The sequence below is a fragment of the Streptomyces sp. NPDC001941 genome (assembly GCF_040296945.1).
Lineage (GTDB): Bacteria > Actinomycetota > Actinomycetes > Streptomycetales > Streptomycetaceae > Streptomyces.
Map to the genome: position 1 here is coordinate 1 of NZ_JBEOYE010000146.1, position 16103 is coordinate 16103.

General features: G+C 76.0%; 2 protein-coding genes and 1 pseudogene. All 3 read left to right on the forward strand.

The window, feature by feature from the left end; all coding sequences use genetic code 11:
* A partial coding sequence (locus tag ABT160_RS43945; RefSeq protein WP_351655125.1) for a type I polyketide synthase occupies window positions 1-5655 on the forward strand: 5655 nt, incomplete at its 5' end.
* A gap of 133 nt (window positions 5656-5788) precedes the next feature.
* Window positions 5789-11326, forward strand: a pseudogene (locus tag ABT160_RS43950) (type I polyketide synthase); the annotation flags it as partial.
* A gap of 50 nt (window positions 11327-11376) precedes the next feature.
* Window positions 11377-16103: type I polyketide synthase (locus ABT160_RS43955; RefSeq protein ID WP_351655130.1), on the forward strand; the 4727-nt coding region annotated here is incomplete at its 3' end.

Sequence of the window (16103 nt, forward strand, 5' to 3'; positions counted from 1 at the left end):
CGCCCCGACACGGCGTTCAACGAGGCCGGGTTCGACTCGCTGACCTCGGTGGAGCTGCGCAACCGGCTGCGCGAGGCCACCGGCCTCAAGCTGCCGCCCACGCTGGTCTTCGACTACCCGACGCCCCTGGTCCTGTCCCGCTTCCTGCGCGACGAGTTCGGCATCGCGGCGCCCGGGGCCGCGGCGGACACGGCCCCCGAGGCCACCGCCGCGGACGAGGACGAGCCGCTGGCCATCGTCGGCATGGCGTGCCGCGTGCCCGGCGGGGTCTCCTCGCCCGAGGACCTGTGGAAGCTCGTCGTGGACGGCGTCGACGCCGTCTCCGGCTTCCCCGACGACCGGGGCTGGGACCTGGACGCGCTGTTCGACGACGACCCGGACCACGCGGGCACCTCGTACGTCAGCCAGGGCGGGTTCCTGCGCGGCGCGGGCCTGTTCGACGCGGGCTTCTTCGGGATATCGCCGCGCGAGGCGCTGGCGATGGACCCGCAGCAGCGGCTGCTCCTGGAGGCCTCCTGGGAGGCCCTGGAGGGCGCGGGCATCGACCCGGTCGCCCTCAAGGGCAGCGACGTCGGCGTCTTCTCCGGCGTCTCGGGACAGGGCTACGGCACCGGCGCGATCGCCCCGGAGGTCGAGGGCTTCGCGGGCACCGGCCTCGCCTCCAGCGTCGCCTCGGGACGCGTCAGCTACGTCTTCGGCTTCGAGGGCCCCGCGGTGTCGATCGACACCGCCTGCTCCTCCTCGCTCGTCGCCATGCACCTGGCGGCCCAGTCGCTGCGCTCCGGCGAGTGCTCGATGGCCCTGGCGGGCGGCGCGATGGTGATGGCCACCCCGGCCACCTTCATGGCGTTCTCGCGCCAGCGCGGCCTGGCCGGCGACGGCCGCTCCAAGGCGTTCGCCGAGGGCGCGGACGGCATGGGCCTGTCCGAGGGCGTGGGCGTCGTCGTCCTGGAGCGCCTGTCGGTGGCCCGCGAACGCGGCCACCAGGTCCTCGCCGTACTCAAGGGCTCGGCCGTGAACCAGGACGGCGCGTCCAACGGCCTGACCGCCCCCAACGGCCCCTCGCAGCAGCGGGTCATCCGCAAGGCCCTGGCCAACGCGGGCATCACCCCGGCCGACGTGGACGTCGTCGAGGGCCACGGCACGGGCACGGCGCTGGGCGACCCGATCGAGGCCCAGGCCCTGCTCGCCACCTACGGCCGCGACCGCGACGCCGAAAACCCCCTGTGGCTCGGCTCGTTGAAGTCCAACATCGGTCACGCGCAGGCCGCCGCCGGTGTCGTCAGCGTCATCAAGATGGTCCAGGCGCTGCGCCACGGCGTCCTGCCCCCGACCCTGCACGCCGGGGAGCGCACCTCCCAGGTGGACTGGTCGGCGGGCGCGGTCGAGCTGCTCACCGAGGCCCGGGCCTGGCCCCGCGCCGAGGCCCCGCGCCGCGCGGGCGTCTCCTCCTTCGGCGTCAGCGGCACCAACGCGCACCTGATCCTGGAAGAGGCCCCCGCCGAGGACGTGCGGCCCGCGCCCGAGCGGGAGCCGTCCGGCGTGGTCCCGCTGGTGGTGTCGGCGCGCGGCGCCGAGGCCCTGAAGGGCCAGGCGGAACGCCTCGCCTCGTTCGTCGGCGGCGCCTCCGGCGTGCCGCTCACGGCGGTGGCCGACGCCCTCGCGGCCCGGCCGCTGCACGGCGAGCGCGCCGTGGTCGTCGCCGGCTCCGAGGGCGAGGCCCTGGGCGGCCTCGCGGCCCTGGCCAACGGGGTGAGCGTGTCGCAGCTGGTGAGCGGCGCCCCCGGATCCGTACCGCCGGGCAAGGTGGTGTGGGTGTTCCCGGGCCAGGGCTCGCAGTGGGCGGGCATGGGCCGTGAACTCCTGGACTCCTCGCCGGTGTTCGCGGAGCGGATCGCGGAGTGCGCGGCGGCTCTTGAGCCGTACGTGGACTGGTCGCTCATCGACGTCCTGCGCGGTGACGCGGAGCCCGAGCTCCTGGACCGGGTTGATGTGTTGCAGCCCGCGAGCTTCGCGGTGATGGTCGGTCTGGCGGCCGTCTGGTCGTCGGTGGGTGTGCTGCCGGATGCGGTGGTGGGTCACTCGCAGGGCGAGATCGCGGCGGCGTGCGTGTCCGGTGCGCTGTCGCTGGAGGACGCGGCGCGTGTCGTTGCCTTGCGCAGCCAGGCGATCCGCGAGCGTCTCGCGGGTCGTGGCGGCATGGCGTCGGTCGCGTTGACCGAGGCGGATGCCATTGCGCGGCTGGGGAGTTGGTCGGACCGCGTTGAGGTCGCCGCCGTCAACAGCCCCTCGTCCGTGGTCGTCGCGGGTGACGCGGCGGCGCTGGACGAGGCACTGGCGGCCCTGGAGTCCGAGGGCGTACGGGTCCGCCGCGTCGCGGTCGACTACGCCTCGCACACCCGGCACGTCGAGGACATCGAGGACGTCCTGGCCGAGTCCCTGGCCGGGATCACGGCCGAGGCCCCGCTGGTGCCCTTCTACTCGACCGTCACCGGTGAGTGGATCGCGAACTCCGGTGTTCTGGAAGGTGGTTACTGGTACCGCAACCTGCGCGGCCAGGTGGGCTTCGGTCCCGCGATCGCCGCGCTCGTCGAGCAGGGTCACGGCGTCTTCGTCGAGGTCAGCGCCCACCCGGTGCTCGTCCAGCCGGTGAGCGAGATCCTCGATGCTCGCGAGACGGCCGCAACCCCCGTGGTCACCGGGTCGCTGCGCCGTGAAGAGGGCGGCCTGCGACGGCTGTTCGCGTCGATGGCCGAGCTGTTCGTGCGCGGCGTGCCCGTGGACTGGACGGGCGCGCTGCCCGCCGGTGCCGACGGGCGGCGCGTGGCGCTCCCGACGTACGCCTTCGACCACCGGCACTACTGGCTGCACACCGCGCAGACGGCCACCGACGCCGCCTCGCTCGGCCTGGCAGGGACCGACCACCCGCTGCTCGGCGCGGTGGTGCGGCTCCCGCAGTCCGACGGGCTCGTCTTCACCTCGCGCCTGTCGCTGAAGTCCCACCCCTGGCTCGGCGACCACGTCGTCGGCGGCCTGGTCCTCGTCCCCGCCACCGGACTCCTCGAACTGGCCGTGCGCGCCGGTGACGAGGCGGGCTGCGGCGTGCTCGACGAGCTGGTGACCGAGGCGCCCCTGGTGGTGCCCGAGCAGGGCGGCGTACGGGTGCAGGTCGCGCTCGGCGCGCCGAACGGGAGCGGCGCGCGGACGCTGGGCGTCTACTCGCAGCGCGAGGACGGCGACGACGACACCTGGACGCGCCACGCCACCGGGCTGCTCTCGCCCGAAGCGACCGCCACGGCGGCCGACTTCGACTTCTCCGCCTGGCCGCCGGCCGGTGCCGAGCAGGTCGACCTGGACACCGGCGAGCTCTACGAGGGGCTGCTTGAGCGCGGCTACGCGTACGGGCCCGTCTTCCAGGGCGTGCGCGCGGTGTGGCGGCGCGGCGAGGAGCTCTTCGCCGAGGTCGCCCTGCCCGAGCAGGAGCGCGAGCACGCCGCCGCGTTCGGCCTGCACCCGGCCCTGCTCGACGCGGCCCTGCAGGCCGGTACGTTCGCCACGGCCCAGGCGCCCGGGGACGGGGCCGGGCAGCCGGTCATGCCGTTCTCCTGGAACGGCCTGGTCCTGCACGCCGCCGGCGCCTCGGCCCTGCGCGTGCGGGTCGCCCCCGGCGCCCCGGACTCGCTGACGGTCGCCGCCGCCGACGAGACCGGCGCCACCGTCCTCACGCTGGACGCGCTCGTGATGCGGGCGGTGGACATCGAGCGGCTGGGCGCCTCGGCGGCCCGGGACGGCCTCGACTCGCTGTACGCGGTCGAGTGGACGGACCTGGCGGCCGCGCCCGGCACGGAGCCCGCGCCCCCGTGGGTCCCGGTCACCTCGGCCGACGACACGGCCGCCCTGACCTCGGGCGGTGGCGTGCCCGAGGCCGTGGTCCTGGAGGCCTTCGGCAGCGGCGGCGACAACGCCGTCCTCACCCTCACCTCGCGGGTCCTGGGCGCGGTCCAGGCCTGGCTCGGCGCCGAGGGCGCCGAGGAGTCGCGCCTGGTCGTGCTGACCCGGGGCGCCGTCGCCGCGGGCGACGGGGCGGTCACCGACCCGGCGGGCTCCGCCGTGTGGGGCCTGGTGCGGGCGGCCCAGTCGGAGAACCCCGACCGGATCGTCCTGCTGGACACCGACCCGGCCGCCGAGGGCGGCGCGGAGTCGGCGCTCGACGCCGTGCTCGCCGACGTCCTCGCGAGCGGCGAGCCGCAGGTCGCGGTGCGCGGCACGGCCCTCTCGGTGCCCCGGCTCGCCCGGGTCGCCCCGCCCGCCGACCGCGAGCGCGCGGTGTTCCGTACCGACGGCACCGTGCTGGTCTCGGGAGCCGGTTCGCTCGGCGCCCTGGCCGCCCGCCACCTGGTCGGCCGCGACGGCGTCCGCCACCTGCTGCTGGCCAGCCGCCGCGGCCCGGACGCGGAGGGCGTGGCCGAGCTGGTCGCCGAACTCTCCGCGCAGGGCGCGACGGTGACCGCCGTGGCCTGCGACGTGTCCGACCGCGCGCAGGTCGAGGCGCTGCTGGCCGCCGTACCGGCGGACCGTCCGCTGCGCGGCGTGGTCCACACGGCCGGCGTGTTCGACCCGGGCGTCATCGCGGCGCTCGACCCGTCGCGCCTGGCGAAGGTGTTCGCGCCGAAGGTCGACGCCGTACGCCACCTGGACGAGCTGACGCGCGGCGCTGACCTGGACGCGTTCGTCGTCTACTCCTCGGCCTCGTCCGTCTTCATGGGCGCGGGCAGCGGTAACTACGCGGCCGCCAACGCCTACCTGGACGGCCTTATGGCGCACCGCCGCGCGGCCGGACTGCCCGGGCTCTCGCTGTCCTGGGGCCCGTGGGAGCAGCTGACCGGCATGGCCGGGAACATCGACGACGTCACCAAGGCCAGCATGGGCCGGCGCGAGGGCCGCGGCGGCGTCCAGGCGCTCCCGTCCGCCGAGGGCATGGAGCTCTTCGAGGCCGCGCTCCGCACCGATCACGCCCTGCTCGTGCCGGTCAGGATCGACGTGCGGGCCGCGCGCGCCGACGCCGCGACGGGCAGCTCCGTGCCGCACCTGCTGCGCGGCCTGGTCCGCACCGGCAGGCAGCAGGCGCAGGCCGCCGGCGGCGGCGAGCGGAGCCTCGCCGAGCGCCTGGCGGGCCTGTCCGCGGCGAAGCAGGAGGCCCTCCTGCTCGACGTGGTCCGCACCCAGGCCGCGGTCGTCCTCGGCCACGGCGGTCCGGAGGGCGTCCGCCCCGACACGGCGTTCAACGAGACCGGCTTCGACTCGCTCACCTCGGTGGAGCTGCGCAACCGGCTGCGGGACGCGAGCGGCCTGAAGCTGCCCGCCACGCTGGTCTTCGACCACCCGACGCCGCAGGCCCTGGCCCGCTACCTGCGCGAGGAGCTCGCCGTCGAGGAGGCCTCGCCCGCCGACGCGGTGCTCGCCGGGCTCGCCGGTCTGGAGGCCGCCATCGAGGCCGCCGACGACCCGCGCGCCAGGGAGCGGATCACCGCCCGGCTGCGCGAGCTCCTGAAGTCCGCCGAGGCGGCGGCCGAGACGGCCGGCGGGGCGTCGGACGACGACCTGGAGAACGCCAGCGACGAGGAGCTGTTCGCGCTCCTGGAGCGGCTCGACTGAGTCACCCCCGTGCGGGCCGGGTCCACCCGGGCCCGGCCCGCACCCCTGCGCGCCGGGGACGTACGACGACACGTCCCGGCGCGCGATCCCGAACGAGCACCGCACACATCCACCACCTGGGGGTTGAACCGAAGTGGCTGACGAGGCAGAACTCCGCGACTATCTGAAGAAGGCCATCGCCGACGCCCGCACCGCGCGCAAGCGGCTGCGCGAGGTCCAGGACCAGGCGCGCGAGCCGATCGCCATCGTCTCCATGGCGTGCCGCTACCCGGGCGGCGTGGCCTCGCCCGAGGACCTGTGGCGCGTCGTGGCCGGGGGCGTCGACGCGGTCGGGGCCTTCCCCGACGACCGGGGCTGGGACCTGGAGGCCCTGTTCGACGAGGACCCGGACCACGCGGGCACCTCGTACGTGACCCAGGGCGGTTTCCTGCGCGGCGCGGGCTCCTTCGACGCCGCGTTCTTCGGGATCTCGCCGCGCGAGGCCGTGGCGATGGACCCGCAGCAGCGGCTGCTGCTTGAGACCTCCTGGGAGGCCCTGGAGCGCGCGGGCGTCGACCCGGCCGGGCTCAAGGGCACCGAAGTCGGCGTGTTCTCCGGCCTGTCGGGCCAGGGGTACGGCGCCGGGGCCGGGGTCGTCACCCCGGAGTCGGAAGGTTTCGCCGGCACCGGCGCGTCCACCAGCGTGGCCTCCGGCCGCGTCTCGTACGTCCTCGGGCTCGAAGGCCCCGCGGTGTCCCTGGACACGGCGTGCTCCTCGTCCCTGGTGGCCATCCACCTGGCCGCCCAGGCGCTGCGCGCGGGGGAGTGCTCGATGGCGCTCGCGGGCGGCGCGATGGTCATGTCGACGCCGGGCAACTTCGTGGCCTTCTCGCGCCAGCGCGGCCTGGCCGCCGACGGCCGCTGCAAGGCCTTCGCGGACGGCGCCGACGGCATGGGCCTGGCCGAGGGCGTCGGCGTGGTCGTCCTGGAGCGCCTTTCGGTGGCCCAGGAGCGCGGGCACAAGGTCCTCGCCGTGCTGCGCGGCAGCGCGGTCAACCAGGACGGCGCGTCCAACGGCCTGACCGCCCCCAACGGCCCCTCGCAGCAGCGGGTCATCCGCAAGGCACTGGCCAACGCGGGCCTGGCGCCCGCCGACGTGGACGTCGTCGAGGCGCACGGCACGGGCACGGCGCTCGGCGACCCGATCGAGGCGCAGGCCCTGATCGCCACCTACGGCAAGGACCGCGACCCCCAAGTACCTCTGAGGCTGGGCTCGTTGAAGTCCAACGTCGGCCACACCCAGGCCGCCGCGGGCGTCGGCAGCGTCATCAAGATGGTGCAGGCGCTCCGGCACGACACCCTGCCGGCGACCCTGCACGTGGACGAGCCCACCACCGAGGTGGACTGGTCGGCGGGCGCGGTGGAGCTGCTGACGGAGAACCGGGAGTGGCCGCGCGGCGGCCGTCCGCGCCGTGCGGGCGTGTCGTCGTTCGGCGTGAGCGGTACCAACGCCCACCTCATCATCGAGGAGGCGCCGGCCGCCCCCGCCGACGAGGCGGAGCCCAGCCCGGCGCCCGGGGGCGTGGTGCCGCTGGTCGTCTCGGCCCACAACCCCGCGGCCCTGGAGGGCCAGGCCGCACGGCTCGCGGCGCACCTGGAGGAGACGGGTGGCACCGCGCTCGCCGATGTCGCGGCAGCACTGGCGACCGGGCGCGCGCTGCTCGGCGAGCGCGCCGTGGTCGTGGCCGACAGCGGGGAGGAGGCCCTGGCGGGGCTGAACGCCCTGGCGCGCGGCGAGAGCGGCGCGGCCGTGGTCGGCGTCTCGGGCGGTCCGGGCAAGGTGGTGTGGGTGTTCCCGGGCCAGGGCTCGCAGTGGGCGGGCATGGGCCGTGAACTCCTGGACTCCTCGCCGGTGTTCGCGGAGCGGATCGCGGAGTGCGCGGCGGCGCTTGAGCCGTACGTGGACTGGTCGCTGATCGACGTCCTGCGCGGCGACGCGGAGCCCGAGCTCCTGGACCGCGTCGATGTGTTGCAGCCCGCGAGCTTCGCGGTGATGGTCGGTCTGGCGGCCGTCTGGTCGTCGGTCGGCGTGGAGCCGGACGCGGTGGTGGGTCACTCGCAGGGCGAGATCGCGGCTGCCTGTGTGTCCGGTGCGCTGTCGCTGGAGGACGCGGCGCGTGTCGTTGCCTTGCGCAGCCAGGCGATCCGCGAGCGTCTCGCGGGTCGTGGCGGCATGGCGTCGGTCGCGCTGACCGAGGCCGAGGCCGTTGCACGCCTGGGGAGTTGGGCGGACCGCGTCGAGGTCGCCGCCGTCAACAGCCCCTCGTCCGTGGTCGTCGCGGGTGACGCGGCGGCGCTGGACGAGGCCCTCGCCGCCCTGGAGTCCGAGGGTGTACGGGTCCGCCGCGTCGCGGTCGACTACGCCTCCCACACCCGGCACGTGGAGGACATCGAGGACGTCCTGGCCGAGAAGCTCGCCGGGATCGACGCCCAGGCCCCCGCCATCCCCTTCTACTCCACCGTCACCGGCGACTGGATCTCCGACTCCGGTGTCCTGGAGGGTGGTTACTGGTACCGCAACCTGCGCGGCCAGGTCGGCTTCGGTCCCGCGATCGCCGCCCTCGTCGAGCAGGGCCACGGCGCCTTCATCGAGGTCAGCGCCCACCCCGTCCTCGTCCAGCCGGTCAACGAGATCCTGGATGAGAGCGACGCGCACTCCACCGTCGTCACCGGCTCGCTGCGCCGCGACGAGGGCGGCCCGCGCCGCCTGCTGGCCTCCATGGCCGAGGTGTTCGTGCGCGGCGTCCCCGTGGACTGGGCGGGCGTGCTGCCCGCCGGTGCCGACGCGGCGCGCGTGGACCTGCCCACGTACGCCTTCGACCACCAGCACTACTGGCTCCAGGGCGGTCCGGTCACCGGGGACGTGGCGTCCCTGGGACTGACAGGGGCCGACCACCCGCTGCTCGGCGCGGTGGTGCGGCTGCCGCAGTCCGACGGGCTCGTCTTCACCTCGCGCCTGTCGCTCAAGTCGCACCCCTGGCTGGCCGACCACGCGATCGGCGGGCTGCCGCTGCTGCCCGGCACGGGCCTGGCCGAACTGGCCGTGCGCGCCGGTGACGAGGCCGGCTGCGGCGTGCTCGACGAGCTGGTGATCGAGGCGCCCCTGGTGCTGCCCGAGCACGGCGGCGTACGCCTCCAGGTCGTCGTGGGCGCGCTGGGCGGGAGCGGTACGCGGACGGTGGAGGTCTACTCGCAGCGCGAGGACGCCGACACCGGGGCCTGGACGCGGCACGCCGCCGGCACCCTGACGGCCGCCGTCCCCGCGATCACGGCGGAGACCGACTTCGCGGCCTGGCCGCCCGCCGGGGCCGAGCGCGTCGAGACGGACACCGCCGCCTTCTACGACGAACTGCGCGAGCGGGGCGTCGACTACGGTCCCTCCTTCCGGGGCGTGCGCGCGGTCTGGCGGCGCGGCGAGGAGCTGTTCGCCGAGGTGGCGCTCCCCGAGGAGCAGCGCAAGGAGGCCGTCGCGTTCGGCATCCACCCCGCGCTGTTCGACGCGGTCCTGCAGACCGGCTCGTTCCGCGACCGGGGCGAGGAGGCGCCGGAGGGCGGCGCCGGACAGGCGCTGCTCGCGTTCTCCTGGAACGGCCTGGTCCTGCACGCGGCCGGTGCCGCCGCCCTGCGCGTGCGCGTCGCCCCCAGCGGCCCGGACGCCCTGTCGGTGCAGGCGGCCGACGAGACCGGCGCCCTGGTCGTGACGATGGACTCGCTGGTGTCCCGCGCGGTGTCGGCCGAGCAGCTGGAGACGGCCGCCGAGGGCGCCGCCGCCGACTCGCTGTTCCGCGTCGACTGGTCCGAACTGCCCCCGGTCCAGGGCGCGGAGGACGCCCCGGTCTGGGCGCCGGTGTCCTCGCGGGCCGACGTCGAGGCCCTGGCCGGATGCGCCGAGGTCCCGGCCGTCGCGGTCCTGGAGGCCGTCGGAGGGGAGGGCGAGGACGCGGTCCTGGTCCTGACCTCCCGGGTGCTCGGCGCCGTCCAGGCCTGGCTGGAGGCGGACGGCCTGGAGGAGTCCCGGCTCGTCGTCGTCACCCGGGGCGCGGTGCCCGCGGGCGGCGGGGCGGTCACCGATCCGGCCGGTTCGGCCGTGTGGGGCCTGCTGCGGGCCGCGCAGGCGGAGAACCCCGACCGGTTCGTGCTCCTGGACACCGACCCGGGGTCGGCGGAGGGCGTCGTCTTCGTCCTGGGCGCCGCCCTGGCCAGTGGCGAGCCGCAGATCGCGGCGCGCGGCCAGGTCCTGTCCGTGCCCCGGCTGGCCCGCGCGGGCGGGCGGGCGCCGGACGCGGAGCCGGTGTTCGGCCCCGAGGGGACCGTCCTGGTCTCCGGGGCCGGTTCGCTGGGCGAGCTGGTGGCCCGGCACCTGGTCGTCCGGCACGGGGTGCGCCACCTGCTGCTGGCCAGCCGGCGCGGCCCGGACGCCGACGGCGTCGCCGAGCTGGTGGCGGAGCTGACCGGACACGGGGCGGAGGTCACCGTCGCGGCCTGCGACGTCTCCGACCGCGCCCAGGTGGCCGCACTGCTCGCCTCCGTACCGGCCGGGCGTCCGCTGAAGGGCCTGGTGCACACCGCCGGGGTCTTCGAGGCCGGTCTGGTGGGCACGCTGACGCCGGAGCGCCTGGCGAAGGTGTTCGCGCCGAAGGTCGACGCGGTGCGCCACTACGACGAACTGACGCGCGGCCTCGACCTCGACGCGTTCGTCGTCTACTCGTCCGCCTCCTCGGTCTTCCTGGGCGCGGGCAGCAGCGGCTACGGCGCCGCCAACGCCTTCCTGGACGGCCTGATGTCCCGGCGCCGCGCGGCGGGCCTGCCCGGCCTCGCGCTGTCCTGGGGCACCTGGGCGTACGCGACGAACATGGTCACCCACCTCAGCACCGACGACCAGGCCAGCATGAGCCGCCGCACCAGCCGCGACGGCGTCGTGGCGCTCACGCCCGCCGAGGGCACGGCGCTCTTCGACGCCTCGCTCGGCTCGCCCGAGGCGCTGCTGGTGCCGGTGAAGCTGGACCTGAAGGCCGTGCGCGCGGACGCGGCCTCCGGCGGTACGGTGCCGCCGCTGCTGCGCGCCCTCGTACCGGCCGGACGGCAGCAGGCGAGGGCCGCCGCCCGGGACTCGGGCGACCTGGCGCGCCGTCTTTCGGGGCTGCCGGAGGCGGAGCAGGAGGCGTTCGTCCTGGACCTGGTGCGCAGCCAGGCGGCCGTCGTGCTCGGCCACGCGGGGCCGGAGGGCATCCGGCCCGAGACGGCCTTCAAGGACGTCGGGTTCGACTCGCTGACCTCGGTGGAGCTGCGCAACCGGCTGCGCGAGGCGACGGGCCTGAAGCTGCCCGCCACGCTCGTCTTCGACCAGCCGACGCCGCTGGTCCTGACCCGGTACCTGCGCGGTGAGCTGGGCATCGGCGACGACGTGCTGTCGCGGGTCAACGCCAGGATCGAGGACGTCGAGTCGCTGATCGCCGCAGTCACCCTCGACGACTCCATGAGGACCGCTATCGCCGTGAGGCTCCAGGGCCTGGTCGCCCGGTGTAATGGCGTCGTCGAGCAGACGGACGTCTCCACGGTGGCCGCGAAGCTTGAATCCGCTTCGGCCGACGAGGTCCTCGACTTCATCCACGAGGAACTCGGTCTCGTCTGACACCGGTTCAGGGCATCCGGCTCCACCAAACATTTCGTGAGGACTGACGAATGGCCACGGACGAACAACTCCTCAGCACCCTCAAGCGCGTCACCACCGAGCTGCACAACCTGCGCAAGCAAGGCGCGTCCCGCGCGGGCGAACCGATCGCCGTCGTGGGCATGGCGTGCCGGCTGCCCGGCGGAGTGGCGGGCCCGGAGGACCTGTGGCGGCTGGTGAGCGAGGGCCGGGACGCGGTCTCGGGCTTCCCCGACGACCGTGGCTGGGAGCTGGAGGGCCTGTTCGACCCGGACCCCGACAACCCCGGCACCTCCTACACCGACCAGGGCGGCTTCCTGCGGGGAGCCGGCCTGTTCGACGCCGGGTTCTTCGGGATATCCCCGCGCGAGGCGCTGGCGATGGACCCGCAGCAGCGCCTGCTCCTGGAAACCTCTTGGGAAGCGCTCGAGCACGCGGGCATCGATCCGGCCGGACTCAAGGGCTCCGACGTCGGCGTCTTCGCGGGCGTGTCCAGCCAGGGGTACGGCTCCGGGAGCGGCGGGGTCGCGCCGGAGCTGGAGAGCTTCACCGGCACCGGCGTCGCCTCCAGCGTCGCCTCGGGCCGGGTGTCATACGTCTTCGGGTTCGAGGGGCCCGCCGTCTCCGTGGACACGGCGTGCTCCTCGTCCCTGGTCTCCATCCACCTGGCCGCGCAGGCGCTGCGCAACGGCGAGTGCTCGCTGGCGCTGGCCGGCGGCGCCATGGTGATGGCCACCCCGGGCACCTTCGTGGTGTTCTCGCGCCAGCAGGGCATGGCCCACGACGGCCGCTGCAAGGCGTTCGCGGACGGCGCGGACGGCATGGGCCTGTCCGAGGGCGCCGGGGTGATCGTCCTGGAGCGCCTGTCGGAGGCCCGCGAGCGCGGCCACCACGTGCTCGCGGTCATCCGCGGCAGCGCGGTCAACCAGGACGGCGCGTCCAACGGCCTGACCGCCCCCAACGGCCCCGCCCAGCAGCGCGTCATCCGCAAGGCGCTGGCCGGTGCCGGGCTGGTGTCCGCGGACGTCGACGTCGTGGAGGCGCACGGCACGGGCACCGCGCTCGGCGACCCGATCGAGGCGCAGGCCGTGCTCGCCACCTACGGGCAGGGGCGCGAGCCCGGCAAGCCCCTGTGGCTGGGATCGCTGAAGTCCAACGTCGGGCACACCCAGGCCGCCGCCGGCGTCTCCAGCGTCATCAAGATGGTCCAGGCGCTGCGGTACGGAGTGCTGCCCCCGACCCTGCACGCCGAGGTGCCCTCCTCGGAGGTCGACTGGACGGCCGGGGCGGTGGAGCTCCTCAACGAGCGGCGCGCCTGGCCGCGCGACGGCCGCCCGCGCCGGGCGGGCGTGTCCTCGTTCGGCATCAGCGGCACCAACGCCCACCTGATCCTGGAGGAGGCGCCCGCCGAGGAGGCGCCCGCCACCGAGGAGGACCCGGCGGGCCTGGTCCCGCTGGTCGTCTCCGCGCGCAGCGAAGGCTCCCTGGCCGGGCAGGCCGCACGCCTGGCCGCCTTCCTCGAAGGCGCCGACGGCGTCCCCCGCACCGCCGTGTCCCGGTCCCTGCTGACCGGGCGGGCCCTGCTGCCCGAGCGCGCCGTGGTCCTCGCGGGCTCGCCCGGGGAGGCCGCCGAGGCGCTGCGCGCGGTCGCCCGCGGGGAGCGCCCGGCCTCCGTCGTCACCGGCCGCGCGGCCGGGTCCGGCGGCCCCGGCAAGGCCGTGTGGGTCTTCCCCGGACAGGGCTCGCAGCGGGTCGGCGCGGGGCGCGAACTGTACGCGCGCCACCCGGTGTTCGCCCGCGCCCTGGACGAGGCCTGCGCCGAGCTGGACGCCTGCCTCGCCGGGCGGGTCGACCACCCGGTGCGCGACGTCGTGCTGGGCGACGCGCCCGGCAGCGACGAGCTGCTCAACCAGACCGTCTTCACCCAGGCCGGCCTCTTCGCCGTCGAGACGGCGCTGTTCCGCCTCGTGGAGTCCTGGGGCGTACGGCCCGACGCGGTCGTGGGCCACTCGATCGGCGAGATATCAGCCGCCCACGCGGCGGGCGTCCTGTCGCTGGCCGACGCGGCCCGGCTGGTCGCCGCGCGCGGCCGGCTGATGCAGGCGCTGCCCCCGGGCGGCGCGATGGTCGCGGTGGCCGCGAGCGAGTCCGAGGTCGCCGGCCTGCTCGGGGACGGCGTCGAGGTCGCGGCCGTCAACGGCCCCGCCTCGGTGGTCCTCTCCGGCGAGGAGGACGCGGTCCTCGCGGCGGCCGAACGGCTGCGCGCCGAGGGCCGCAAGACCAAGCGCCTGGTCGTCTCGCACGCCTTCCACTCGGCCCGCATGGAACCGATGCTCGCCGAGTTCGCCGCCGAACTCGCCGGGATCGACTGGCAGGCGCCGACGATCCCGGTGGTGTCCAACGTCACCGGCCGCCTCGCGGCCCCCGACGAGCTCGCGGACCCCGCCTACTGGGCGGAGCACGTACGCCGCCCGGTGCGGTTCGCCGAGGGCGTCGCCGCCGCCGTCGCCCTGGGCGGCACCTGCTTCCTGGAGCTCGGCCCGGGCGGCACCCTGACCGGCCTCGTCGAGGAGTCGGCCGCCGAGGCGGGCGCCGAGGCGACCTGCGTGGCCGCGCTGCGCGACGGCCGCCCCGAGGAGCAGGGCCTGCTGACCGCCCTGGCCGGACTCTTCGTCCGGGGCGTGCCGGTGAACTGGAGCGCACTGCTCCCGGCCGCCTCGGCCACGCCCCGCCTGGAACTGCCCACCTACGCCTTCGACCACGTCCAGTACTGGCTCAGGACGGCCGACGCGGCCACCGACGCCGCGTCCCTCGGCCAGTCCGCGGCGGACCACCCGCTGCTCGGCGCCGTGGTGCGGCTGCCGGGCGCCGACGGCCTGGTGCTCACCTCGCGCCTGTCGCTGAAGTCCCACCCCTGGCTCGCCGACCACGCCGTCGGCGGGACGGTCCTCGTCCCGGGCACCGGCCTGGTGGAACTGGCCGTGCGCGCCGGCGACGAGGCCGGCTGCGGGGCCCTGGAAGAGCTGGTGATCGAGGCGCCCCTGGTGGTGCCCGGGCACGGCGGCGTACGCGTCCAGGTCGCCGTCGGCGCCCCCGACGGCCGCGGCGCGCGGCCCGTGGAGCTGTACTCCCTGCGCGAGGACGCGACCGGCGACGGCGAGACCTGGACCCGGCACGCCACCGGTTCGCTCGCCGCCCCCGCCCCCTCCCGCACCGCCACCTTCGACTTCACCGCCTGGCCGCCCCCCGGCGCCCAGCCGGTCGACCTGGGCGACTTCTACGCCGACCTGACCGAGCGGGGCTACGGCTACGGGCCCGCCTTCCAGGGCCTGCGCGCGGTGTGGCGGCGCGGCGACGAGGTGTTCGCCGAGGCCGCCCTGCCCGAGGACCAGCGCGAGGGCGCCGACCGGTTCGGGCTGCACCCCGCGCTGCTCGACGCCGCCCTGCACGCGGGCATGTTCGGCGCCGGTACCGAAGAGGCAGCGCGGGAAGCCGCGGGGCCTTCCCTGCCGTTCGCGTGGAACGGCCTGACCCTGCACGCCGGGGGAGCCGCCGCCCTGCGCGTCCGGCTGACCGCCGCCGGGCCCGGGGCCGTCGCCCTGGAGGCGGCCGACGAGACCGGCGGGCCCGTCGTCACCCTGGACTCCCTGGTCTCCCGCCCGGTCTCCGCCGAGCAGCTGGAGGCCGCCGCCGAAACGCCCGCGGCCGACGCCCTGTTCCAGGTCGACTGGACCGAACTGGCCCTGGACGCGGGCCCGGTGGCCGCGCCCTCCTGGGCCCGGGTCACCGAGGCCTCCGACGTGGCGGTCCTGGCCGAGGGCGCCGAGGTGCCGCCGGTGGCCGTCCTGCGGGCCGAGGGCGGGACCGGCGAGGACGCGGTGCTCGACCTGACCGCACGCGTGCTGCGGGTCGTGCAGGCCTGGCTGTCCGCCGAGGCGCTCGACGACTCCCGCCTGGTCATCGCCACCCGGGGCGCGGTCCCCGCGGGCGACGGCACCGTCACCGACCCGGCCGGCGCGGCCGTGTGGGGCCTGGTGCGCGCCGCGCAGGCCGAGAACCCCGGCCGCCTCGTCCTGATCGACACGGACCCGGCCGCCGAGGACGGCGTCGTGCCGGTCCTGGGCCTCGTCCTGGACGGCGGGGAGCCGCAGGTCGCCGTGCGCGGCCGCACCCTGTCCGCGCCCCGCCTCACCCGCGCTTCGGCCCAACCGCCCGCCGGGGAAGCCCTGTTCACCCCCGGCGGTACGGTCGTGGTGACCGGCGGCACCGGCTCCCTCGGCGCCCTCGTGGCCCGGCACCTGGTCCTCGGACACGGCGTGCGCCACCTGGTGCTGGCCAGCCGACGCGGCCCCGACGCCGCGGGCGCCCGGGAGCTGACGGACGCGCTCACCGCACTCGGCGCCGAGGTCGAGGTCGTCGCCTGCGACGTCTCCGACCGCGCCCAGGCCCGTACCCTCCTCGACTCCGTCCCCGCCGCGCACCCGCTGCGCGGCGTCGTCCACACCGCGGGCGTCCTCGACGACGGCGTCATCGGGGCCCTGACCCCGGAGCGGCTGGCCACGGTGTTCGCCCCGAAGGTGGACGCCGTGCGCCACCTGGACGCGCTCACCCGGGACCTGGAGCTGGACGCGTTCGCCGTCTTCTCCTCCGCCTCGGGCGTCTTCGGCTCGGCGGGCCAGGGCAACTACGCCGCCGCCAACGCCTACCTGGACGGCCTGATGGCCCAGCGGCGCGCCGCCGGGCTGCCCGGCCTCTCGCT